At 70.4% G+C, this 20,156-nt stretch carries 26 protein-coding genes; 14 read left to right on the top strand and 12 right to left on the bottom strand.

The genetic code is table 11. The features are described 5' to 3' along the window. Positions 1-136: 136 nt before the first annotated feature. Together ABEA24_RS50120 and ABEA24_RS50115 are read right to left on the bottom strand one after the other, a co-directional pair. Complete coding sequence (locus ABEA24_RS50120; RefSeq protein ID WP_345443074.1) at positions 137-274, bottom strand: DUF397 domain-containing protein; 138 nt, start codon at positions 272-274, stop codon at positions 137-139. Beyond that, complete coding sequence (locus tag ABEA24_RS50115) at positions 271-1,098, bottom strand: helix-turn-helix domain-containing protein (RefSeq protein WP_345443072.1); 828 nt, start codon at positions 1,096-1,098, stop codon at positions 271-273. The genes ABEA24_RS50120 and ABEA24_RS50115 overlap by 4 nt, the downstream gene beginning before the upstream one ends. A gap of 116 nt (positions 1,099-1,214) precedes the next feature. On the opposite strand from ABEA24_RS50115, the gene ABEA24_RS50110 reads away from it, so the two are divergent. Next, positions 1,215-1,634, top strand: a complete 420-nt coding sequence (locus tag ABEA24_RS50110) for an ATP-binding protein (RefSeq protein WP_345443070.1) — start codon at positions 1,215-1,217, stop codon at positions 1,632-1,634. Positions 1,635-1,836: 202 nt separating this feature from the next. Here ABEA24_RS50110 and ABEA24_RS50105 read toward each other — a convergent pair whose 3' ends face one another. Further along, positions 1,837-2,445, bottom strand: coding sequence for a TetR/AcrR family transcriptional regulator (locus tag ABEA24_RS50105; RefSeq protein WP_345443069.1), 609 nt, complete (start codon positions 2,443-2,445; stop codon positions 1,837-1,839). Between the two features lie 246 nt (positions 2,446-2,691). Between ABEA24_RS50105 and ABEA24_RS50100 the strand changes: the two genes are divergently transcribed. Then, positions 2,692-3,123, top strand: a complete 432-nt coding sequence (locus ABEA24_RS50100; RefSeq protein WP_345443068.1) for a nuclear transport factor 2 family protein — start codon at positions 2,692-2,694, stop codon at positions 3,121-3,123. After that, positions 3,123-3,584: a nuclear transport factor 2 family protein gene (locus ABEA24_RS50095; RefSeq protein ID WP_345443066.1), complete on the top strand. Its 462-nt coding sequence runs from the start codon at positions 3,123-3,125 to the stop codon at positions 3,582-3,584. Before ABEA24_RS50100 ends, ABEA24_RS50095 begins: the two co-directional genes overlap by 1 nt. Before the next feature lie 176 nt (positions 3,585-3,760). On the opposite strand, the gene ABEA24_RS50090 is transcribed toward ABEA24_RS50095, so the two are convergent. Continuing rightward, positions 3,761-4,669, bottom strand: a complete 909-nt coding sequence (locus ABEA24_RS50090) for a LysR family transcriptional regulator (RefSeq protein ID WP_345443064.1) — start codon at positions 4,667-4,669, stop codon at positions 3,761-3,763. A 73-nt stretch (positions 4,670-4,742) separates the two neighbouring features. On the opposite strand from ABEA24_RS50090, the gene ABEA24_RS50085 reads away from it, so the two are divergent. Beyond that, positions 4,743-5,132: a RidA family protein gene (locus ABEA24_RS50085; protein ID WP_345443062.1), complete on the top strand. Its 390-nt coding sequence runs from the start codon at positions 4,743-4,745 to the stop codon at positions 5,130-5,132. Between the two features lie 30 nt (positions 5,133-5,162). Here the strand turns inward: ABEA24_RS50085 and ABEA24_RS50080 are convergent, their stop codons facing one another. Then, on the bottom strand, positions 5,163-5,708 hold the full coding sequence (locus ABEA24_RS50080) for a helix-turn-helix domain-containing protein (protein WP_345443060.1): 546 nt from the start codon (positions 5,706-5,708) through the stop codon (positions 5,163-5,165). Between the two features lie 51 nt (positions 5,709-5,759). Here ABEA24_RS50080 and ABEA24_RS50075 point away from each other — a divergent pair, with 51 nt between their 5' ends. After that, positions 5,760-6,920 carry a pyridoxal phosphate-dependent aminotransferase gene (locus ABEA24_RS50075; protein ID WP_345443058.1) on the top strand — a complete coding sequence of 387 codons (1,161 nt, stop codon included), beginning with the start codon at positions 5,760-5,762 and terminating at the stop codon, positions 6,918-6,920. Between the two features lie 5 nt (positions 6,921-6,925). Here the strand turns inward: ABEA24_RS50075 and ABEA24_RS50070 are convergent, their stop codons facing one another. After that, positions 6,926-7,375: a MarR family winged helix-turn-helix transcriptional regulator gene (locus ABEA24_RS50070; RefSeq protein ID WP_345443056.1), complete on the bottom strand. Its 450-nt coding sequence runs from the start codon at positions 7,373-7,375 to the stop codon at positions 6,926-6,928. A gap of 109 nt (positions 7,376-7,484) precedes the next feature. Here ABEA24_RS50070 and ABEA24_RS50065 point away from each other — a divergent pair, with 109 nt between their 5' ends. Both ABEA24_RS50065 and ABEA24_RS50060 read left to right on the top strand, forming a co-directional pair. Beyond that, positions 7,485-8,432: a quinone oxidoreductase family protein gene (locus ABEA24_RS50065; RefSeq protein WP_345443054.1), complete on the top strand. Its 948-nt coding sequence runs from the start codon at positions 7,485-7,487 to the stop codon at positions 8,430-8,432. Positions 8,433-8,583: 151 nt separating this feature from the next. Next, positions 8,584-9,747 (top strand): serine hydrolase domain-containing protein, encoded by a 1,164-nt coding sequence (locus ABEA24_RS50060; protein ID WP_345443052.1) that lies wholly within the window; start codon positions 8,584-8,586, stop codon positions 9,745-9,747. Between the two features lie 22 nt (positions 9,748-9,769). Here the strand turns inward: ABEA24_RS50060 and ABEA24_RS50055 are convergent, their stop codons facing one another. Next, a complete protein-coding gene (locus ABEA24_RS50055; protein ID WP_345443050.1) occupies positions 9,770-10,585 on the bottom strand; it encodes an LLM class F420-dependent oxidoreductase in 816 nt (271 codons plus the stop codon). Between the two features lie 112 nt (positions 10,586-10,697). Between ABEA24_RS50055 and ABEA24_RS50050 the strand changes: the two genes are divergently transcribed. Next, a complete protein-coding gene (locus tag ABEA24_RS50050; RefSeq protein ID WP_345443048.1) occupies positions 10,698-11,138 on the top strand; it encodes a hypothetical protein in 441 nt (146 codons plus the stop codon). Continuing rightward, the gene (locus ABEA24_RS50045) at positions 11,138-11,443 is read left to right on the top strand and encodes a transcriptional regulator (RefSeq protein ID WP_345443047.1); all 306 of its coding nucleotides are present in this window, start codon (positions 11,138-11,140) and stop codon (positions 11,441-11,443) included. The genes ABEA24_RS50050 and ABEA24_RS50045 overlap by 1 nt, the downstream gene beginning before the upstream one ends. A gap of 148 nt (positions 11,444-11,591) precedes the next feature. Here ABEA24_RS50045 and mnmA read toward each other — a convergent pair whose 3' ends face one another. After that, the gene (gene mnmA, locus ABEA24_RS50040) at positions 11,592-12,683 is read right to left on the bottom strand and encodes a tRNA 2-thiouridine(34) synthase MnmA (protein WP_345443045.1); all 1,092 of its coding nucleotides are present in this window, start codon (positions 12,681-12,683) and stop codon (positions 11,592-11,594) included. A 139-nt stretch (positions 12,684-12,822) separates the two neighbouring features. On the opposite strand from mnmA, the gene ABEA24_RS50035 reads away from it, so the two are divergent. Next, complete coding sequence (locus ABEA24_RS50035; RefSeq protein WP_345443043.1) at positions 12,823-13,437, top strand: hypothetical protein; 615 nt, start codon at positions 12,823-12,825, stop codon at positions 13,435-13,437. A gap of 235 nt (positions 13,438-13,672) precedes the next feature. Further along, complete coding sequence (locus tag ABEA24_RS50030; protein ID WP_345443041.1) at positions 13,673-14,674, top strand: DUF695 domain-containing protein; 1,002 nt, start codon at positions 13,673-13,675, stop codon at positions 14,672-14,674. Between the two features lie 184 nt (positions 14,675-14,858). On the opposite strand, the gene ABEA24_RS50025 is transcribed toward ABEA24_RS50030, so the two are convergent. Beyond that, positions 14,859-16,013, bottom strand: coding sequence for a cysteine desulfurase family protein (locus ABEA24_RS50025; protein WP_345443040.1), 1,155 nt, complete (start codon positions 16,011-16,013; stop codon positions 14,859-14,861). 67 nt (positions 16,014-16,080) lie between these two features. After that, complete coding sequence (locus tag ABEA24_RS50020) at positions 16,081-16,773, bottom strand: SDR family oxidoreductase (RefSeq protein ID WP_345443038.1); 693 nt, start codon at positions 16,771-16,773, stop codon at positions 16,081-16,083. A gap of 71 nt (positions 16,774-16,844) precedes the next feature. Here ABEA24_RS50020 and ABEA24_RS50015 point away from each other — a divergent pair, with 71 nt between their 5' ends. The 3 genes from ABEA24_RS50015 to ABEA24_RS50005 all read left to right on the top strand — a co-directional run bounded on the left by ABEA24_RS50015 (position 16,845) and on the right by ABEA24_RS50005 (position 19,268). Next, complete coding sequence (locus ABEA24_RS50015; RefSeq protein WP_345443036.1) at positions 16,845-17,453, top strand: TetR/AcrR family transcriptional regulator; 609 nt, start codon at positions 16,845-16,847, stop codon at positions 17,451-17,453. Between the two features lie 10 nt (positions 17,454-17,463). Further along, entirely contained in the window at positions 17,464-17,982 is a 519-nt protein-coding gene (locus ABEA24_RS50010; protein ID WP_345443034.1) for a TetR/AcrR family transcriptional regulator, read from the top strand. A gap of 89 nt (positions 17,983-18,071) precedes the next feature. Further along, on the top strand, positions 18,072-19,268 hold the full coding sequence (locus ABEA24_RS50005; protein WP_345443032.1) for an MFS transporter: 1,197 nt from the start codon (positions 18,072-18,074) through the stop codon (positions 19,266-19,268). Between the two features lie 59 nt (positions 19,269-19,327). Here the strand turns inward: ABEA24_RS50005 and ABEA24_RS50000 are convergent, their stop codons facing one another. Together ABEA24_RS50000 and ABEA24_RS49995 are read right to left on the bottom strand one after the other, a co-directional pair. Continuing rightward, entirely contained in the window at positions 19,328-19,780 is a 453-nt protein-coding gene (locus tag ABEA24_RS50000) for a LamG-like jellyroll fold domain-containing protein (RefSeq protein WP_345443030.1), read from the bottom strand. 8 nt (positions 19,781-19,788) lie between these two features. Continuing rightward, positions 19,789-20,156: zinc ribbon domain-containing protein (locus ABEA24_RS49995; RefSeq protein ID WP_345443028.1), on the bottom strand; the 368-nt coding region annotated here is incomplete at its 5' end.

Genomic DNA, 20,156 nt, shown 5'->3' with positions numbered 1-20,156 from the left:
ACCAGCGGTACCGCCGATTCGTTCCAGAACGCGGGAGCGGGCATGAGTGAGCCAACGCCGACGATTGGCCGATCACCCCGAACCGTCGTCCACGAGGTCGTTCAGGCCTGGCGCATCGCTACAGAGATCTGAGCGGTCATGAGTGCTCAGCCGTCCATGCCACAAGCTCATTCGGCTCGGGCTCATCGCCCACGCCGAAGACCTGCGCCACCTCGACGCACTCGGTGGTCCCGCCACTGCCGGTGGTGTAGCTGCTCTTGCGCCATACGGTCATGAGTGTTCAGCCATCCCCATCAAGAGATCGCGAGTCTGGTCCTCATTCAACGCCCGTGCGGCAATCCGGTCGAATCGGATCGCCACGCTGGTCGCTTCCGCCGGGTCGTCGATCACCCGACCCACGTCGAGCGTCGTCCCCGCGAAGGCGGCGAGACGTCGTCCCGGCAGTTCGAAAAACCAGAACCAGCCATCGATCCCGACATGCGGAGCGGCCGCCAGCGGGACGACGCGCAGTGACACGTGCGGCAGTCGGCTGCACTCGACGATGTGCTCGAACTGCGCCTTCATGACCGCCGACTCACCCATCGGCCGTAATGCCGACTCGTCCAGGACAGCCCAGATCAGCGGCGGTCGCGGGCGGCGCTCGAGGACCGCCGCCTGGTGGTTCATCCGCCGCACGACGGCCGACTCGACGTCCTCGACCAGCCCGGCCGCATGACCGGCTGCCAGCAGTCCCCGGGCGTAGTCCTCCGTTTGGAAAGGAATCGGGACGTAGCCGTTATGAAAGATCTTGACCTGGTCCGCCTCGCGTTTGTAGCGGTCGACCTGAGCAGGCCAGTCGGGGTTGTGGCTGAGGCGGGCGAAGCGGCGGAGCCGTACGAAGAGGCCGCCGGTGTCCCAGGACTTGTCGAGGCGGTCGGCCTGGATGCGGGTCAGCTTGTTGCGGCCCGCTTCGGCGTTTGAAACCCCATGTTTGTTGACGCCGATGATCGCGCCTACCTCGGTCTGCGACATACCGCGCTTCTGGCGCTCGTAGCGCAGGTGAAAGGCGATGGCGTTCCAGAGGGACTCGTCCGGATCGAGGTTCTCGGCCGCGGTCATCGCTGCCTCCGGGGGGTTCAGAAGTCGGCTCGAATCTTCCGCATTACTCAGAGTGAGGTCATTGTTACAGAACGACCACACAATGCGCACGATCTCCGAGGAAGACGGGCGACGCCATGACCGACCGGGTATCCCCCGAGGACGAACGGATCTTCGCCTTCCGGCAGCTGCCCGCGGGACCGACCGCCGCGGGCGAGGCACGGGAATGGTCGGCGAAGGTGCTGGCCTGCTGGGACCTGGCCGCCCTAGCCGACGATCTGCAGACGGTCGTCACGGAGCTGGTGACGAACTCGCTGCGCGCCGGGGCCGGCGCGATCCACGCCCTCATCGAGTGGCGGTGGAACGCGACGGCCCTGGAGCTTCAAGTCTGGGACGACGCCCCCGGACGGCCGCAACTTCGGCAACCCGACTTCGTCGCCGAGACCGGTCGCGGCCTGTTCATCGTCGCCGCGCTGTCCGCCGCCTGGGGCCACCGCTCCGCCGCCGACGGCGGCAAGGTCGTGTGGGCTCGCTTCGCGACGCCGGCCGCCCGGTGACGACGACGCCGACGGACCGGCGACCTACTTCGTGAACGACCACTCGGGATCGCCTCCCAGCCCTCAGGCGGCCGGGAACCGGCGCGGCACTATGGCCGGTCCGCCAAGGCCTCGCCGACCGTCTCCAGCAACCGTGCAACGAGAGATCCACGAGTGGGAGTTCGGCGGACGCCTTCTCGGTGTCCGCCCGGGTGGGAGGCCATCAGCGGGCCAGGAGCCCGTTGGCGATGATGCCGGTGGCGGTGTGCAGCAGCTTGCGAAGTTCGGGTTCGGTGCGGCGCAGACTGTCGGGCCGCCAGCCGAGGCTGATCACTCCGTTCCAGGCCGCCCACAAGACGGTGGCCGCCTCCGCCGGATCGATGGCTCGTATCACGCCCGCGTCCATCCCACGGCGAAGAGCCTCGACCATCCGCCGGTTCTGCTCGTCAACCGAGCGGGCCAGGCGTTCGGCGACCTCGCGCCCGGCCGCATATTGTCCCGGCTCGCCGGGGAAGGCCAGCATCCGGAAGTACTCCGGATGGGCCAGATAGAACTCCAGGTATTCATCGGCGGCGGCGTACAACTGCTCGGTCGGCGTGCGCTCTCTCTTGTAGGCGCGGTCCATGTAGTCGCGATCGACGTCGAGAGCCTGCTCGATGACGGCTGCGTGCAGACCCGACTTCGATCCGAAATGGTTGTAGATCGAGCCGACGGCCACCCCGGCCTTTCGGGCGATCTCCTCGACGGTCACCTCTTCCACGCCACGCTTGCTGAAGATCTCCTCAGCGGCGCGCAGCAGGGCTTCGGCGGTGCGCTGTCTCCGCGGGTCCATACCACCCCTTCTTGCAATGATTGCAACAGGCTGTTTCGGCTGTTACTGTATCGGCGAATCTCTTGCAACGATTGCAATAAATGCCGGGAGGTTGAGCGGTGGCACCAGTAGGGACCCGCGAGTGGGCGATCGCCACCAGAGGCGCACTCGGGTTCCCCGATGGGCTCCGACTCGCTCGAGACCGGCCCGGTCAAGCCCGATGCTTCGCGGTGCACGGCGGCGAGTCGATTTCCCTAGGAGGAACTCATGACCGTCATCGATAACGACCTTTTGCAAGTCGTCGACGACTACGGCCAGGCGTGGAATTCTCATATCTTGGACGAAATCATGGCGATGCATACCCGGGACACCGTGTTTCGCCTGCATCTGCTGGGCTCATCCGAGGTCGCCGGGCACGCTAAAGTCCGTGAGGTATTCGCGGGGCTGCTGACACTCTGGCCGGACATTCATTTCGCCACGGAAAGGCTCAGTGTCGGAGACGGTTTCTTCGTGCACCAGTGCTCGATCACCGCGACGCTGGCCGCACCGCTCCCGCTCGACGGCCTCACCCTCCACCCGACCGAGAAGCCGATCCGGTTCAGCGGAGTCGACGTGATCAGCATGACCGGAAGGCTGGTACACCGCAAGGAGACCTACCTCGACATCGCCGCCGCGATGCAACAACTCGGAGCGCTGTAGTGGCCGACTGGCACAGCGTCCACGAGAAGGTCGTCGCGAGTTTCGCCGCAAGCTGGGACAGACCCGAGCCACATGCCTGGGATGGCCTTCTCACCGAGGACGTCGAACTCAACCAGCCGCTACTGCCATGCGTCAAAGGTCGGCATCAATGGTGGGAGGAGGCCGGACGGCTCCTCGCGTTCCTGCCCGATCTCCGCAGTGACGTGCTGAGCTGGACCGGCCACGAGGACATCCTGTTCATCGAACATCGGCTGAACGCCACCGTCGGTCGCGTACCGGCACGAATTCCCGCCGTCGACAAGATATGGATCACGGATTCCGGAAAAGTTCTCCGCCGCGACGCGTTCTTCGACCCGCTTTCATTCGCACAACTGGTACTGCGGCAGCCGTCCACGTGGCTACCCTGGTGGCGATCCGGCCTAGAGCCGCTAGCCGGCCGGCGTAGATTCCACATCAAATAAACGCGGATCCAGAGACGGTCCGGGCAGGCGGGCTGGACTCATTTCACCGCCGGCGACCCTGAACTGCTCAGCCGGGCCAGGGTTCGGGGTGGAGCATCAGGAGGACGGCACGGTTGCGCTCGCCGAGGCCCTCGGGTCGCCTTCCTGCTCTCCGGTGACCGTGGACCGGCGCGGGGCTATGGCCGGTCCGCCGAGGCCTCGCCGACGGTCTCCAGCAACCGTGCGACGAGAGGATCGCCGTCGCCCTCACGCCATGCGACGGCGACTCTCGTACGGGCCGTGGCCGGCTCGAGCCGGCGGTAGGCGACACCGCCCAGGCCGATCCGGCGGATGCTCGCCGGAGCCAGGGAGACACCGAGACCCGCGCCGACCAGGGCGCAGACGGTCTGCCACTCCACCGCGCGCTGCACCACCCGAGGTGTGAAGCCCGCCGCCTGGCACAGTCCGATGATCTGGTCGTGAAACCGCGGGCCGGTCTCACGCGGCAGGAGCACGAAAGGCGATTCCGCCAGGTCGGAGAGGCGGACGGAGCGCCGGGTCGCCAGTGGGTGCCCTGTCGGCAGCACCGCCACGAAGCCTTCGGTCAGGACGGTCCGGAACCGCAGTCCCGGCTCATCGATCGGCGGCTCGCGCAGGAGACCCGCGTCGATGGTCTTCTCTCGCAGCGCGTCGATCTGCGGTGCCATGGTCATCTCTCGGATGTCCATGCGGACGCCGGGGAAGCGCTCCCGATGGGTACGCAGCAGCTCCGGAAGGACGGTCAGCGCCAGCGAGGCAGCGAAACCGAGCCGGATCCGCCCCACCTCGCCTTTGCCGGCGGCCCGGGCCGCCGCCAGGCCATCCGTCAGTTCCGCGATCGCCTGCCGGGCCGAGGGCAGCAGCGCCTGCCCCGCGGGGGTGAGCGTGACGCGCCCCGGGCCACGGTCGAACAACGGATGGCCGATCTTGTCCTCCAGACGGCGGATCTGCTGACTGAGCGGAGGCTGCGCGATGCCCAGCCGCTCGGCCGCGTGACCGAAATGGAGTTCTTCGGCGAGCACCGCGAACGCGTACAACTGCTGGAGGGGAAGTTCAGGACGCTCCATACGCCTAGTGATATCAGCTGATGAAGCCACAAGTATTAGACATATCACCGCTGGTCACCCTAGGGTCCGGCGCATGACAGAGCGACGCGCGATCCTGAGCGGTTCCACCTTCGAGGAGCAGATCGGTTACGCCCGAGCCGTGGTCGACGGCGACTGGCTTCACGTGTCCGGTACGACGGGGTTCGACTACGCGACCATGACCATCTCCGAGGACGTCGTCGAGCAGGCCGAGCAGTGCCTGCGCAACATCGGGGCCGCACTGGCCGAGGCGAAGTTTGACTTCGGCGACGTGGTACGCGTGCGGTACCTGCTGCCGGACCGCGCGGACTTCGAGCCGTGCTGGCCCGTGCTGCGCCGCCATTTCGGCGAGATCCGTCCGGCCGCCACGATGCTGATGTGCGGCCTCGCCGACCCCCGCATGAAGATCGAGATCGAGGTCTACGCGCGGCGACGGACCGCCTGACACCGGACCGGCAGTCCGGAGTCGCGACCGTCAGGGCTCCGGGTGGAGCATCAGGAGGACGGCGCGGTTGCGCTCCTCGAGTCCCTCGTAGACGTGCGGGCGGGCGGCGTCGAAGCGGATGGAGTCGCCCGCCTCCAGCTCCGTCGCCGCGTCCGCGGGTCCCAGGGCGACCCGGCCCTCCGTGACGACGAGGCACTCCTCCACGCCGGGCAGGTGGGCGTCCGAGTGCTGCGCCGTGGCCGCCACCTCGATGTCGTACACCTCGACGGTGCCGCGGATCCGGATGCGGTGGAGGAGGCGGGCGCCGACCGCGTCGCCTTCGACGCGCGGCCGGTCGTCCGCCGACCGTACGACCTCCACGGCCGAGGCGGGCTCCTCCAGCAGTTCGCCGAGCGGGACCTTCAGCGCCGTCGCCAGCGCCCAGAGGGTGCCCAGGGTGGGGTTGGCCTGCCCCAGCTCGATGCCGTGCAGGGTGGTCTTGCTGATCCCGCCCGCCGCCGCGAGGTCGGCCAGCGAGATGCCGGCCGCGGTTCGCAGCCTCCGCAGGTTGCCTCCGACGACTTGCCCAACGTCCATGCGTATCAGCATAGTGGTACATCCATACCGGCATAGCGAATCGAGGGCACCATGACCGTGACCCGCCTGCGCGACATTCCCGGCATCGGGGTCGACGTGGTCGGCGACGCCGCCGACGCCGCCGCCGACCCCGACTTCCTGCGGCTGGAGAACCTCGACACCGACATCCGGCCGCCTGCCGTCGCGCTCGCCGCGACCCGGTCGGCCGTCGACGACGACGCTGCCAACAGTTACCTGCCGTTCCAGGGGCACCGGCCGCTCCGGGAGGCGGCCACGGCCCACGTCGGCCGGATCGCCGGGCGCTCATACGACGCCGCGACCGAGTGCGTGAGCGTGGCCGGAGGTCTCAACGGCGTCCTCAACACGCTCCTCGCGACGGTCGAGCCGGGGCAGGAGGTCGTCCTGTGCGACCCGATCTACGCCGGCCTGGTCAACCGGGTACGGCTGGCGGGCGGGGTGCCGCGCTTCGTGCCGACGGAGGCGACGGCGGAGGGCTGGACCGTGGACCCCGAGCGGCTCGCCGCCGCCGTCGGCCCCCGTACGGCGGCGGTCCTCATGATGGGCCCCGCCATGCCGACCGGTCTCGTGCTCGACGACCGGCACTGGGCGGCCCTCGCCGACGCGTGCGAGCGTCACGGCGCATGGCTGATCTACGACGCGGCGATGGAGCGCATCCGGTTCGACGGCCGGCCGCCGAGCCACCCGGCATCGCATGAGAGGTTGGCCGGCCGGACCATCACCGTGGGCTCTGCCTCGAAGGAACTGCGGATGATCGGCTGGCGCGTCGGGTGGGTCGTCGGCCCGGCCGAGATCCTCGCCGACGTACGGCTCGTGGGCCTGACCAACGTCGTGTGCCAGGTCGGCCTGGCGCAGGACGCCGTGGCCGTCGCGCTCGACGCGCCCGACGCCGACGCCGACGTGGCCGCCGCCACGGCCGAGTGGCGGCGGCGCTGCGACACGGTGCTGCGGGAGCTCGCCGCGTACCCGGTCGTCCCGCCGCACGGCGGCTGGTCGCTGCTCATCGACACCGGCCCGCTCGGCCTGACCCCGGCGGAGCTGTCCACGCGCCTGTTCGACCGGGCGAAGGTCGCGGCCACGCCGATGGACGGCTGGGGTCCGAGCGGGAGCCGGTACCTGCGGCTCGTGTTCGCCAACGAGCCGGTCGAGCGTCTCACCGATCTCGGCGACCGGTTCCGCCGGGCGATCGGGTGAGGCTGTTATTCGGGCTTGGGGGTCTGCCGGGCCAGGATGGTGGTCGCGCGGTCCAGGAGGTCGCAGAAGGACGCGTGCTCGGCAGGGGTGAACGCGTCGGTGAGCGCACGCTCCAGGACGATCACCTCCTGGTAGGCGCGGTCCAGCAACCGCTGCCCTTGCTCGGTCGGTGCGGCGATCATGACCTTGGCGTGCACCGGGGAGGGCTCACGGACGATGAGGCCCTTGTTCTGCAGGCCGGTGAGCACGGTGGCCATGGTCTGCTGAGTGACGCCACAGGCACGGGCCAGCTGGGCACCGGACATGCCGCCCTCACGCGAGAGCGTCAGCAGCACCGTGTACTGCGTCATGGTGAGCCCATAGCCGCGCAGCACCGCCTCGTGGTGCCCCATCAGTGCCTGCTCGGCGCGCCGGATCCGGGTGCACAGGTACTCCTCGACCGGGACGTCCGTCATCACATCATCCAACTTTCACAGCCAGCTGAGTTGACTCAGCATGCTGATACTCACTAGCGTTCACTCGTACCGATATCAGCATACTGAGTCAACTCAGGAGGTTGTCATCATGAAGGCCGTCATACTCGACACCGACGACCAGTTCCGCCTCACCGACCTCGATGAGCCCGCCCCCGGCGCCGGCGAGGTCGCCATCGCGGTCGCCTACGCCGGGATCCAGTACGGCGACGTGCTGGTACGGAGCGGCCACTTCCCCGTGCCACGCCCGTTCGTCCCCGGTTTCGAGGCCGCCGGGCGCATCATCGCGGTGGGCGACGGCGTCGACCCGGCCCGCGTCGGCCAAAAGGTCACCGCGCTGACCGGCTCCGGCGCCTACGCCGACGTGGTCATCGCACCCGCCGCCCTCACCCTGGACGCGACCGGCGTGGATCCGCGGGTCGCCGCGGGCTTCGGCTGGATCACCCCCGCCGCCTACGACCTCATCAACACCGTCACCCGGGTACGGCCCGGCGAGAGCGTGCTGATCCACGCCGCCGCGGGCGGCGTGGGCACCCTCGCCGCGCAGTTCGCCAAGAACGCCGGAGCTGCCAAGATCACCGGTGTGGTCGGCAATGACGGCCAAGCCGAGTACGCTGCCCGATTCGGCTACGACCGGGTGCTGACGCGCCATGAGTTCCCCGATGCCCTGGCCGACGAGCGATTCGACGTGATCCTCGACCCCATCGGCGGCCCCGCCCGCCACGCCAACCTGGAACGGCTCGCCCCCCACGGCCGGCTGGTCGTCTACGGGAACATCGCCACCTTCGAACCCGTCCAGGTCTCCGTCAACGACCTGCTCATGCAGGGCAAATCCCTGCTGACCTACAACAGCAACCTGCTCAGCGAAACGCATCCCGACCGCCTCGCCGACAGCGCCCGCCAGGCACTCCGGCTCGTCGCCGACGGCCGGGTCCACATCGACATCACCACCGAATACGAACCGGCCGACCTCGAAACCGCCATCCAGCGACTCGCCGACGGCGAGACCCGTGGGAAGAGCATCGTCCGGATCGCTTGACCACGACCGCCGACCCGCGTCAGCCGGAAGGCCGTAGAGCCGAGAGCCGTTTTCCGGACCACGCGATGCGGCCGGACCGTGGCCTGATCTTTTCACCGGATGTCCTTCCGGCCCCTCGTGCCGCCGCCCGCGAGCTCGCAGGCTTGCCGTCATGACGAACATCGAGGGATTCGTGGCACCCGGCTTCGAGGAGGTGGCGGAGGAGTTCGAGCGCAACTTCACCGACCGCGGCGAGGTCGGCGCGGCCTTCGCCGCCGTCCGTGACGGACGGCCGGTCGTCGACCTGTGGGGCGGACTCGCCGACCGCGCCACAGGCCGGCCCTGGCGGCAGGACACACTGCAGCTGGTCTTCTCCGGAACCAAGGGCCTGGTCGCCGTCTGCCTGCTGATTCTCATCGACCGGGGCCTGCTCGAACTCGACGCCCCGGTCGCCGATCACTGGCCGGAATTCGCCGCCGGCGGCAAGGGCGCCATACGCGTCCGCGACGTCGTCTCGCACCGGGCACGACTGCCCGGGATCCGGTCGCCGCTGGTCGAGGCCGACCTCACCGACCCGCGGAACCTCGCCGGCCTGCTCGCCGCCCAGGCGCCCGATCCGGATCCCCGGGCGGGTCTCGTCTACCACGCCCTGACCTACGGCTGGCTCGCCGGCGAGCTGGTCCGCCGGGTCGACGGCCGGACGGTGGGACGCTTCTTCGCCGACGAGGTCGCCGCCCCGCTCGGGCTGGACCTCTGGATCGGGCTGCCCGCCGCGTACGAAGACCGGGTCAGCACTCTCGAGTACGCGCCCGGCTGGGGCGCGGGTCCGGCCGCCGATCCCCGGCAGCTGGCCGATGACGCGTTGTTCCACCGGATCTGGCGCAATCCGCCGATCTTCCCCACGGACCACATCCCCTGGAACTCGCGCGCCTTCCACGAGGCCGAGATCCCGGGCGCCGGAGCCATCGGCACCGCCCGTTCCATCGCACGGCTGTACGGCTGCCTGGCCTGTGGTGGCGTGCTCGACGGAGTCGCCCTCCTCGGTTCCGCCGCCTTGGAGCAGGGACGGTCGCCGCTCGCCGAAGGCACCGATCCGTTCAGCAAGGACCCGATGGCCTACGGGGTCGGTCTCCAGCTCCAGACCCCGTTGCGGCTCCTCGGCCCGGCACCCGACGCGTTCGGCCACGACGGCGCCGGCGGCTCCGTGCACGCCGCCTGGCCGCGGAACGGCATCGGCTTCTCGTACAGCATGAACCAGCTCCGGGACGCCGAACCCGTGGACTCCCGCCGCCGGGCATTGCTCACCGCCTTGTGGAAGGCGACCGAAGACCGTTGACGGAGCAGGGCCGGCGGGTCGCCTAGTCGGCGATGAGCTCGGCCATCGTGTCGAGGCGGCGCAGGGTCTCGTCGGCGGGTTTGGTCGGCAGGAACAGCAGGATCTCGTCCACGTCCGCGGCGATGAGCTTGTCGATGACCTCGCGCCTGGCGGGAGAGGCATAGACGGTGACCGGGACGTGGCGGCCGGCGCGCTCGCGCAGGTCCTTGACGCCGTCGGCGAGCCGGTCGGCCTCGTCGGCGATCGGCATCCAGCCGTCGCCGTACTCCAGGACGCGGTCGAACGTCTTCGGCCCCCAGCCACCGACCAGGATCGGCGGGGTCCGTACGGGCTTGGGCCAGGAGAACGTCGGGTCGAAGTCGACGTACTCGCCGTGGAACTCCGCCTCGTCCTTCGCCCAGATCTCCTTCATGGCGAGGACGCGCTCGCGCATGAGGGCCATCCGGGTCTTCGGGTCGGTGCCGTGGTCGCGCATCTCCTCGCGGTTCCAGCCGCCGCCGATCCCGACCGCCGCCCGCCCGCCGGACACCAGGTCGAGCGAGGCGATCTCCTTGGCGAAGATGATGGGGTCGCGCTGCGGGATGAGCGCGATGCCGGTGCCCAGGGTGAGCCGCTCGGTCACGACGGCCGCGGCCGTGAGCACGACGATCGGGTCGAGGGTCCGGTAGTAGACGCGCGGCAGGTCGCCGCCGCCCGGGTACGGGCTCTCGCGGCTCACCGGGATGTGGGTGTGCTCGGCGACGTACAGCGACGCGAACCCGCGTTCTTCCAGCGCCCGGCCGAGTTCGGCCGGTCCGATGCCCTCATCGGTCACGAAGGTCGAGACACCGAATCTCATTCTCCCGACCCTACGCGGACGGCCGGCCGGTGATTCGCCCAGGTCCGACTTTCCTCTCAGGAAAGTAGGTGCTACTTTCCTGAGAGGAAAGTAAGTCGACGAGAGGAAGCCGATGACTCCCGAGGATGCCCTCCGCGAGATCCGCGACCGCGAGGACCAGACCACCGAGGCCGCCCTCGGCCCCGTACCCCGGTGGTACCTCGTCAGCGCGACCCTCCTGCTGTGCGCCGCGTGCGCCATCCCCGACTACGTCTCCGACTCCCTGCCCTACCAGGCCGCCGGCATCGCGCTCCTGTGCGCGCTCGGCGTGATCTCCAACCGGTCACGCCGCGCTCGCCTGCGCCGATCCAGCTACACGAACAAGTCCGGGCTGCTGGTGCTGCTGATGATCGGCGCCATGATCGCGGTCTTCGTCGCGCTGCGCATCGTCGCCGCCCTGGCGCACCTTCCGGTCCCCTCCACCATCGGGGCGGTCGGCATGGCACTGACGTGGGCCGTGACGACGCCGTGGTTGAATCGGGCGATGAAGGCGACGCTCCGCCGGGAGCCGTGATGGAGGACGGCTTCGACGAGTTCATCCACGTTCCGGCGAGGCTGTCGATCGTGGCCCTGCTGGCCCCGGCCGAGTGGGTGGAGTTCCGGTTCCTCCGCGAGACGATCGGCACGAGCGACTCGGCCCTGTCCAAGCAGATCACGGCCCTGGAGAACGCCGGCTACGTCACGGTCCGCAAGGAACGCTCCGGCACCACGCGACGGACCCTCGTCCGGCTCAGCGACCACGGGCGCGCGGCGTTCGCCGCCCACGCCGCGGCGCTGGAACGCATCGTCCGGTCCGCCCGGACCGAGAGCTCCACGTGAGCGCCGACGCCGGCCCGGCCGTGGGCGTACGTCGCCTGTGCACGGACCTGGCGGACGGCTCCCGCGACCGGCTACGCCACCAGGCCGAGAACCTCCGGTCGGCCGCGGGGAAGTGATCGCCGCCGTCGGGTACGGGCGGCCGGGATCGTCAGGCGGTGTTCGGCAGGGCGGTCGCCGCGAGAGCGGCGGCGATGGTCGCCGAACCGAGCACGCGGTCGCCGTCGTACAGCACCGCCGCCTGCCCCTTGGCCACGCCGCGCGCCGGCGCGCGAAGCGAGATCCGCAGCACGTCGCCGTCGAGGACCGCGGTGCAGGCGTGCACCTCGCCGTGCGCCCGCAGCTGGACCTCGCAGTCGTACGGCGCGGTCAGCGGCTCGGCCAGCCAGACCGGCCGCTCGCCGTGGATCTCGTGGACGTCCAGGGCCTCACGGGGCCCGACCGTCACCGTGTTGTCCACCGGCGAGATGTCGAGGACGTAGCGCGGCCGGCCGTCGGGCGCCGGGCGGCCGAGCCGCAGCCCCTTCCGCTGGCCGATCGTGTACGCGAAGGCGCCATCGTGCTCGCCGAGGACCTCTCCCGACGTGTCGACGATCCGCCCCTTCTCCGCGCCGAGCCGATCGGCCAGGAAGCGCTGCGTGTCGCCATCGGCGATGAAGCAGATGTCGTGGCTGTCGGGCTTGTCGGCCACCGCCAGCCCGCGCTGCTCGGCCTCCCGGCGCACCTCCGCCTTGGTGATGTCACCGAGCGGGAACATCGCGTGCGCCAGCTGCTCGCGGGTGCACACCGCCAGGACGTACGACTGGTCCTTGCCGAGGTCGACGCTCCGCCGCAGCACCCCGTCGGCCAGCCGCGCGTGGTGACCGGTGCAGACCGCGTCGAACCCGAGCGCGAGGGCCTTGTCCAGCAGCGCCTGGAACTTGATCTTCTCGTTGCAGCGCAGGCACGGATTGGGCGTACGGCCCGCGGCGTACTCGGCGACGAAGTCCTGGACGACGTCCCGGTCGAACCGCTCGGCCATGTCCCACACATAGAACGGAATGCCGATCACGTCGGCGGCCCGGCGCGCGTCGCGGGCGTCCTCGAGCGTGCAACACCCCCGCGCGCCGGTGCGGTACGACTGCGGGTTGGACGAGAGCGCCAGGTGCACGCCGGTCACATCGTGCCCTGCCTCGGCGGCACGGGCGGCGGCCACGGCGGAGTCGACACCGCCCGACATGGCGGCGAGTACGCGAAGAGTCATGACCCAACCGAGGGTACGCGCTCCGGCCCGCCTCCCGCGCGACCGTCCCGAGCGACATACCGGGACGAACAGCGAATCACGACTCCGATCTGTAGCGATCCACACACATAGAGTGTTCGAATCGTCTACGGTTCGCCGCGTGGGATCCTTTGCATACCTGGACGAGGCCGACGCCGAGCCGACGCTCGCGCGAACCGGCCTCTACCTCGTCGCGGCGGCGATCATCGAGACCGACCACCTCGCACATTGCGAAGCCCTGCTCCGCACCCTCGTGCGAGAAGAGGACGTGGACTCCAAGGGACATCGGCGGCTGCATCTGTCGCGCATCAAAGACCGGCATCGCAAGCATGAGCTCGCCGCGCTGCTGGCGAGTCTGCGCGGGACGCGTTTCGCGGTGGGCTGGACATCGGGATACGCCGACCCCAAGTCGCGAGAGCGCATCCGCGCCAAGATCCTCTGGGAATTCCTTCCCCACCTGGCGGCGAAGGAGGAGGCGGGCGGCATCTTGCTGGAACAACGCGAGGACGCGAAGCTCCGAGCCGCCGACGCCCGCACCATCGGCCGACTGCGCGACGGCGGCTTTCTGGACCTCGCCCTCCCGGTCGACCAAGCGCCGGCGTCGACGGCTCCCGGCCTATGGATGGCCGACGCCGCAGCGGCGGCCTGGCGCCGCGACCTCGTCGAGGGCAAGGACAACTGGTCGAGGTGGTACGCACCTCACACCAATGTGATCGAGGTGGCGAGCCGGTCCTAGAAACGCGCGAAGCCGGGCTCCCGGCTGTGCGGGGGTTCCCGGCTTCACTTCCAGACCCCGATGAGGTCGGCTAGTGGTCATAGGTTCGCGCATTGGAGATGCACCTGTCAAGTCACTCCGTACCGATCCGATCACGATGAGTGACGGCCGCATACTCCTGCTCCGCAGATCTCGGCGGGGAAACGGGCGTGCGTAGTCTGGAACGGTGACCGTCGGTCGTACGATTGGCCGCACCATGGGAATCTTCCGACGCTCTCCAGGTAATCCGTCGCCCAACGCCGCCATCGCCCGGTTCTGGGAGTGGTGGCCGGAGGCTCGGGAACGGCTGGACGGCGACGTGCCCGAGGACGTCGCCGAGCAGATCACCGAGCACGTCGAGGCGATGCACCCCGACCTCGAGTGGGAGATCGGTCCGGGGCCGAGCCTGACGGTGAGCGGCGGCGGCGTGGGCGAGCTGCGCGGCATCGCCGAGCGCTGGTATCGGGCCGCGACCGACGACGCCTGGGAGTACCGTCCCGCGCGGGCCGCCGATCCGGACATGCTGGACGGCAAGCTTCAGCTCGAGGACCACGAGTTCGACCTCACCTACGTGAAGATGGGGCTGCGGGCGGACGCGCGCCGGGCGCGCGTCGACGTCACGGCCTACCACCCGGACTTCCTGTTCCTGCCCGAGGAGACGCAGCTCGCCTTCACGTACCGCGTGCTGGACTGGGCGCTGGGCGAGGACGACGTGGCGCGCTGGATCGGCGACGTCGCGGCCGTCACCGGTGAGCCGATGGACGCGCTGCCGCCGTCGATGCTGTCCGCGGTCGTCCAGCAGGTCGCGGCGCCGTTCTCCGAGCCGGCGTGGCTGACCGGCGAGGGCCGTACGCCGCTGGGACACGCCGCCAGGGTGGCGGTGCGCTTCCCGCTGCACCGGCAGGACCATCCGCTGTGCGACCTGTACGTCGCGGTGGCGCTGCCGTACGCGCACGCCAACCCCGATCGGCTTCCGGTCGAGCCGTCGTCGGCGGCGCTGCGGGAGTTCGAGAAGTCGATCGAGGCGATGGGCGAGCGGGCCGTCCTGGCCGCGCACGAGAGCGGCGACGGGCGGCGGATGTTCCACCTGTACGTCGACCCGGAGTCCGGCGCGGTCGCCGAGCTGGACCAGCTCGCGGCCGCCTGGCCGGAGGGCCGGGCGAAGGTCTCGTCGCAGCCGGACCCGGCGTGGGAGGTCCTGGAGCCGTACCAGCCGTAAGGCTCCACTCGGAACCGGCCATCTCCGGCTGCCTGCACGAAGCGGCGAGTGCGTCGAGTTCTTCTGCCCGCTCCTGCGGGCTGAGGTACCCGGGTCGACCGAAGCGGCCAGGCCCGGATCACGGTGGCGTCGCCGGCCTCACGGCAGTGGCAAGGTCCGGCTTACGGCGGTGCCGGCCGGGCGGTCAGGTGGTGCCGGCGCGGCGGGCGCGTTCGACGACGGGGGCGATGGCCTCGGCGACGGCGTCGATGTCGGACTGGGTGGTCGTGTGGCCGAGGGAGAACCTCAGGGAGCCGCGGGCCCGCGCGAGGTCGGCGCCCATGGCGAGGAGGACGTGGCTGGGTTCGGCGACGCCGGCGGAGCACGCCGAGCCGGTCGAGCACTCGACGCCCCGCGCGTCGAGCAGCATCAGCAGCGCGTCGCCCTCGCAGCCGGGGAAGGACAGGTGCGCGTTGCCGGGGAGCCGGTCCTTCGGGTCGCCGTTGAGCACGACGTCGGGCACGGCCGTACGGACGCGGTCGATGAGGTCGTCGCGGAGCCGTGCGAGGCGTTCGGCCTCGGCGGTGCGGCGGGCCACGGCGACGCGCATCGCGGCGGCGAAGCCGACGATCGCGGCGGTGTCGAGGGTGCCGGATCGTACGTCCCGTTCCTGGCCGCCGCCGTGCAGGACGGGGACGGGGTCGAGGCCCTTGGCGAGCAGCAGGGCACCGGCGCCGACCGGTCCGCCGATCTTGTGCCCGGTGATGGTCATGGCGTCCGCGGCGAAGGTGACGGGGAGCTGCGCGACGGCCTGGACGGCGTCGGTGTGGAACGGGATGCCGTGCTCGCGGGCGATCGCGGCGAGCTCGGCGATCGGCTGGATCGTGCCGATCTCGTTGTTGGCCCACATGACGCTGATGACCGCGACCGTGGCGGGGTCGCGGTCGACGGCGGCCCGGAGGGTGTCGGGCTGGACGCGGCCGTCCGGGTCGACGGGCAGGTGCTCGACGGTCGCGCCCTCCTGGTCGGCCAGCCACTGGGCGGAGTCGAGCACCGCGTGGTGCTCGATGGCGCTGACGAGGACGCGGGTCCGGGCCGGGTCGGCGCTCCGGCGGGTCCAGAAGATGCCCTTGAGGGCGAGGTTGTCGGCCTCGGTGCCGCCGCTGGTGAAGATCACCTCGCTGGGCCGGGTCCCCATCGCCTCGGCGATGATCTCCCGCGACTCCTCGACGACGCGGCGGGCGGCGCGGCCGGAGGCGTGCAGCGACGACGGATTGCCGATGCGCGCGAGCTCCGCGGTCATCGCCTCGATCGCCTCGGGCAGCATCGGCGTCGTCGCCGCGTGATCCAGATACACCATCGCGGGCTCAGCCTATCCGCGCCGCCGCAGGAGGGCCACGACGGCGGCGCGGACCGGCCATGGCGGATCAGAGGGTGAGGCCGCCCTCGCACTTGAGCACGGTGCCGGTGACGAAGCCGGCACCCATGAGGTAGCGGACCGCGTCGGCGATGTCCTCGGGACGGCCGACCCGGCCGACGGGGGTCTGCTCGGCGAAGGCGGCGAACTGCTCGCGGCGCTGCTCCTCCGGGAGGAAGGACCACCACGGCGTGTCGATCACGCCCGGCGAGACCGCGTTGACCCGGATCGGCGCCAGCTCGGCGGCCAGGGGCGGTACGGCCCGCTCCAGCGCGCCGTTGACGGCCGCGAGGCCAGCGGTGCCGGGCATGGCCCCCTGGGCGCTGGCGGCGGTGATGAAGGTGATCGACCCGTCCTCGGCGATCGTGTCGAGGGCCACCTGCGCGGCCAGCAGGTGGGGGAAGAACTTACCCTCGAAGCCGGCGCGCAGGTCGTCCATCTTCACCTCGCGCAGCGCTCCGCCGCCGCTCGCGCCGCTCAGCGCGAGGACCAGGTGGTCGAACCGGCCGTGCCGGGCGAAGAACGCGCGCACGTCCTCCTCGGACCGGCCGTCCACGGCCTCGGCCACGGCGACCTTGTCCGCGGCCGCCTCCAGTTTCTTCGGGTCGCGTCCGGTCACGAGCACCTCGTCACCGTTCGCGGCACAGCTCTCGGCGATCGCCAGCCCGATGCCCGACGTACCGCCCAGCACGACAACGCGCATGATGTCTCCAAATTTCTAGACGCTTCGTCTCGAAATATATTCCGAGACGCAACGTCTTGTAAAGTTGGCCCATGAGCGACGACACCCGACGCCCCGGACGCCCCCGCAGCGAGGCGGCCCGGCTCGCGATCCTCAAGGCGACGCACGACGAGCTCCTCGAGCGGGGCTACGGCGGACTGACCATGGAGGGGATCGCGGCGCGGGCCGGTGTCGGCAAGCAGACGATCTACCGCTGGTGGCGGTCCAAGGCGGACGTCGCGCTCGACGCCCTGCTGAACCTGGCCTCGGAGGGCATTCCGGTCCCCGACGAGGGCACGCTCGAAGCCGACCTGGGCGTCTTCCTCCGCCGCACGTTCGGGATGCAGGAGCAGGCGCGGCCGATCCTGGTGGGCCTGCTGGCCCAGTCGCTGCTCGATCCGGAGTTCGCCGAGGGGTTCCGCGACCGCTTCCTCGCCGGCCGGCGCGCGGCGCTGCACACGATGCTGGAGCGCGCCGTGGCCCGCGGCGAGATCTCCGCCGACGAGGATCTCGGGCTGCTGCAGGACGTGGTGTACGGCCTGCTCTGGTACCGCATGCTGTTTCGGCACGCGCTGCTGAACGACGACGCCGCCCGGGACATTGCGGCGTTCATCGCACGTTCTGTCCGTATTGGGAATAACTGTACCGTCCGGACGGTATAGTAGAGATGTCATGAAACGAGATGCCCTCCTCGATGCCGCCGAGGCCCTGCTCTGTGAGCAGGGCACCCAGGCGCTCACGCTGTCCGCGGTCGCCGAGCGCGCCCAGGTCAGCAAGGGCGGGCTGCTCTACCACTTCCCCAACAAAGAGGCCCTGATCAGGGGCCTGGTGGAGCGGCTGATCGAGGAGTTCGACGCGCTGATCGCCTCGTACGAGACCGGAGGGCCCGGGTCGTACACCCGCGCCTTCGTCGAGGCGAACCTCGCCGTCGTCATGGACCGCGACCACTCGCGCCTCCTGCGACGATGGGCGACGGTCAGCGCGGCGGCCGCCGACCCGGCGCTGCTCACGCAGCTCCGCGAGGCGATGCACCGCTGGCACGGGGACCCCGGCGACGACCCGGATCCGGTCGCCGCCCAGGTCGCGCGGCTGGCGGCCGAGGGGCTCTGGGAGGTCGTGATGCACGACCCCGACCTTTATGACGAGGCGCAGCTGGAGACGCTGCGCGAACGGCTGCTCGCCCTGCTGTAGCGGCCACCACGACGATCGACCAAGCCGGCGCCCGATCTTGGGCGCCGGTCCTTCCGTGCGCAACACGGCACACAGAATGAGGTGAAATCATGACGTCTCGCGTCCTCGTCCGGGCCCGCCTGGGCACCGTGCTGACGTTCGCCCTGGCCGGCATGCTCTGCGGAGTCTGGGTGTCACGGACGCCGGCCCTCGCGGACAAGTTCGGGATGAGGGAGGGCGATGTCGGCGTGGCCATCCTGGTCTGGGGGATCGGCGCCATCATCGCGATGCAGGGCCTGCGAGGCGTCATGGCACGGCTGGGCGGCGGGGCGGTCCTGAAGGTCGCCGCGCCACTGACGGCGGTCAGCCTGGCGCTGGTCGGGCTGGCGCCCACCCGGGCGCTGCTGTTCGTCGCGGTCGCGCTGTTCGGGATGGCCTTCGGGCTCACCGACATCGGCATGAACGCCCAGGCCAGCGCCGTGGAACGGTCCTACGAACGGCCCATCATGAACGGCATGCACGCCGGATGGTGCGCGGGCGGCATCTCCGGCGGGCTCATCGGCTCCCTCAGCGCCTCGGCCGGGCTGTCCTTCGCCGAGACCCTCGTCGGCGGCGCGATCCTCGCCCTCCCCCTGACGATCGTCCTCGGCCGCACCTACATCCCCGACACCACGTCCGCCGCCGGCGGCAAGGGCCGTACGCGGCTGCCGCTCGTGGTGTACCTCATCGGCGTGCTGGCCTTCGTCGCCTTCATGATGGAGGGCACGATCGCGGACTGGAGCGGGCTGTACCTCAACCGCGAGCTCGGCACGACCCAGTCGGTCGCCGCCCTCGCCTACCCGCTGTTCGAGGCCGCCATGCTCGCCGGCCGGCTCGTCGGCGACCGGATCCGCGCCCGGCTGGGCACCCGCCGGATGCTGACGTACGCGGGTCTGGGCACGGCGGCCGCCATCACGATCGTGGTCCTCGCCCCGGTGACGCCGGTCGCGCTCGTCGGCTTCGGGCTGGCCGGGCTGGCCGTCTGCACCGTCATCCCGACGATGATCTCGGTGGCCGGCTCGGTGGTGCCCGGCCGGTCCGCCGCGGCGGTCGGCCAGGTCGGCGCGATGGGCTACGGCGGGCTGGTGCTCGGCCCGGTGGTCATCGGGTTCCTCGCCGACGCCGCGTCGCTGCGGGTCGGGCTCGGCCTGGCGATCGTCCTCGCCCTGCTCATCGCGGCCAGCGCCCGCTTCGTGCCGACCCGCCGTCTCTTCGCGGTGGCGGCCGAGCGCGACCTGGAGCCCGAGCCCGTACGCCTCGCGGCCTGATCCGCTCGTGGCACCCCGACCCGTTTTCACGCGGGTCGGGGTGAGGCTTCGCGGTCGCGCTACCGGCCCGTGCCGGCCGGCATGAACCGGCCGACCGGCAGGGCCCGGTCGACGACGCGCACGTCACCGACCCAGCCGTGCAGGATCTGGTCGATCTTCCCTCCGTACTCGTAACCGCCCAGCAGCCACTGCAGGCCGACCGTCGCGATGCCGGTCGCCTTCGTCGACGGATTGCGGACGACCGGACAGCCGTCGACGTACATCGTCGTGTGGCTTCCGTCGTTCACGACGGCGACGTGCCACCACGTCCCCAGCGGCAGCTCATGACCCCAGTTGGTCACGGAGCCGTTCAGGTTCTGCGGATAGACGCACCACTGCAGTTCCCGGTCGCCGGACAGACTGAGCGTCGCGACCGGCTCCTCCGGGTCACCGCCGGTCTTCTTGGCCTCGCCGCTCATACCCCAGCGGCTCAGCAGGGCCGCCCAGCCGTTGCGGTTCTCGTCCCAGTTCACGGGCAGCGTCAGCTTCTTGGCCGTGAACGGCCGGGCTTGGGGCTCGGGCGTTCACGCCTTGTTGCGCTCCCCGTCGCGGCTGGCTGTCGTGCCGGGGTCGCATCTCCCTTCCCCCTCTGGTGTCGAGGGTTGGGGACGGGCATGCTGACGAATGCCCACGCCACGCACGCCCGTTCCCGGATGTTGGTGACGGCGATGACGTCGGCGGGGCCGGCGAACCCGCACCGACGACAACAGAAGGTATCCCGGTCGGGCCGGTTGGCCCGCCGGGTGTGCCCGCACCAAGGCACGGGACACCGCTGAGAGGTGTAAGCCGGATCCACCTCCAGAAACGGCACCCCGGCCCGCAGCGCCTTGTACTGGAGGAAGGTACCGA

It is taken from the genome of Actinoallomurus vinaceus (genome assembly GCF_039542055.1).
Taxonomy (GTDB): domain Bacteria; phylum Actinomycetota; class Actinomycetes; order Streptosporangiales; family Streptosporangiaceae; genus Actinoallomurus; species Actinoallomurus vinaceus.
The sequence above is the reverse complement of the archived record's forward strand: the minus strand, read 5'-3'. Positions and strand labels throughout refer to the sequence as shown.

Coding starts and splice junctions, on each gene's coding strand:
- ABEA24_RS50085 (WP_345443062.1), top strand. CDS start 4,743: ATGACAGAGCGACGCGCGATCCTGAGCGGTTCCACCTTCGAGGAGCAG.
- ABEA24_RS50090 (WP_345443064.1), bottom strand. CDS start 4,669: ATGGAGCGTCCTGAACTTCCCCTCCAGCAGTTGTACGCGTTCGCGGTG.
- ABEA24_RS50010 (WP_345443034.1), top strand. CDS start 17,464: ATGAAACGAGATGCCCTCCTCGATGCCGCCGAGGCCCTGCTCTGTGAG.
- ABEA24_RS50045 (WP_345443047.1), top strand. CDS start 11,138: ATGGAGGACGGCTTCGACGAGTTCATCCACGTTCCGGCGAGGCTGTCG.
- ABEA24_RS50060 (WP_345443052.1), top strand. CDS start 8,584: ATGACGAACATCGAGGGATTCGTGGCACCCGGCTTCGAGGAGGTGGCG.
- ABEA24_RS50055 (WP_345443050.1), bottom strand. CDS start 10,585: ATGAGATTCGGTGTCTCGACCTTCGTGACCGATGAGGGCATCGGACCG.
- ABEA24_RS50120 (WP_345443074.1), bottom strand. CDS start 274: ATGACCGTATGGCGCAAGAGCAGCTACACCACCGGCAGTGGCGGGACC.
- ABEA24_RS50065 (WP_345443054.1), top strand. CDS start 7,485: ATGAAGGCCGTCATACTCGACACCGACGACCAGTTCCGCCTCACCGAC.
- mnmA (WP_345443045.1), bottom strand. CDS start 12,683: ATGACTCTTCGCGTACTCGCCGCCATGTCGGGCGGTGTCGACTCCGCC.
- ABEA24_RS50080 (WP_345443060.1), bottom strand. CDS start 5,708: ATGGACGTTGGGCAAGTCGTCGGAGGCAACCTGCGGAGGCTGCGAACC.
- ABEA24_RS50110 (WP_345443070.1), top strand. CDS start 1,215: ATGACCGACCGGGTATCCCCCGAGGACGAACGGATCTTCGCCTTCCGG.
- ABEA24_RS50105 (WP_345443069.1), bottom strand. CDS start 2,445: ATGGACCCGCGGAGACAGCGCACCGCCGAAGCCCTGCTGCGCGCCGCT.
- ABEA24_RS50050 (WP_345443048.1), top strand. CDS start 10,698: ATGACTCCCGAGGATGCCCTCCGCGAGATCCGCGACCGCGAGGACCAG.
- ABEA24_RS50020 (WP_345443038.1), bottom strand. CDS start 16,773: ATGCGCGTTGTCGTGCTGGGCGGTACGTCGGGCATCGGGCTGGCGATC.
- ABEA24_RS50005 (WP_345443032.1), top strand. CDS start 18,072: ATGACGTCTCGCGTCCTCGTCCGGGCCCGCCTGGGCACCGTGCTGACG.
- ABEA24_RS50070 (WP_345443056.1), bottom strand. CDS start 7,375: ATGACGGACGTCCCGGTCGAGGAGTACCTGTGCACCCGGATCCGGCGC.
- ABEA24_RS50015 (WP_345443036.1), top strand. CDS start 16,845: ATGAGCGACGACACCCGACGCCCCGGACGCCCCCGCAGCGAGGCGGCC.
- ABEA24_RS50075 (WP_345443058.1), top strand. CDS start 5,760: ATGACCGTGACCCGCCTGCGCGACATTCCCGGCATCGGGGTCGACGTG.
- ABEA24_RS50100 (WP_345443068.1), top strand. CDS start 2,692: ATGACCGTCATCGATAACGACCTTTTGCAAGTCGTCGACGACTACGGC.
- ABEA24_RS50030 (WP_345443041.1), top strand. CDS start 13,673: ATGGGAATCTTCCGACGCTCTCCAGGTAATCCGTCGCCCAACGCCGCC.
- ABEA24_RS50115 (WP_345443072.1), bottom strand. CDS start 1,098: ATGACCGCGGCCGAGAACCTCGATCCGGACGAGTCCCTCTGGAACGCC.
- ABEA24_RS50025 (WP_345443040.1), bottom strand. CDS start 16,013: ATGGTGTATCTGGATCACGCGGCGACGACGCCGATGCTGCCCGAGGCG.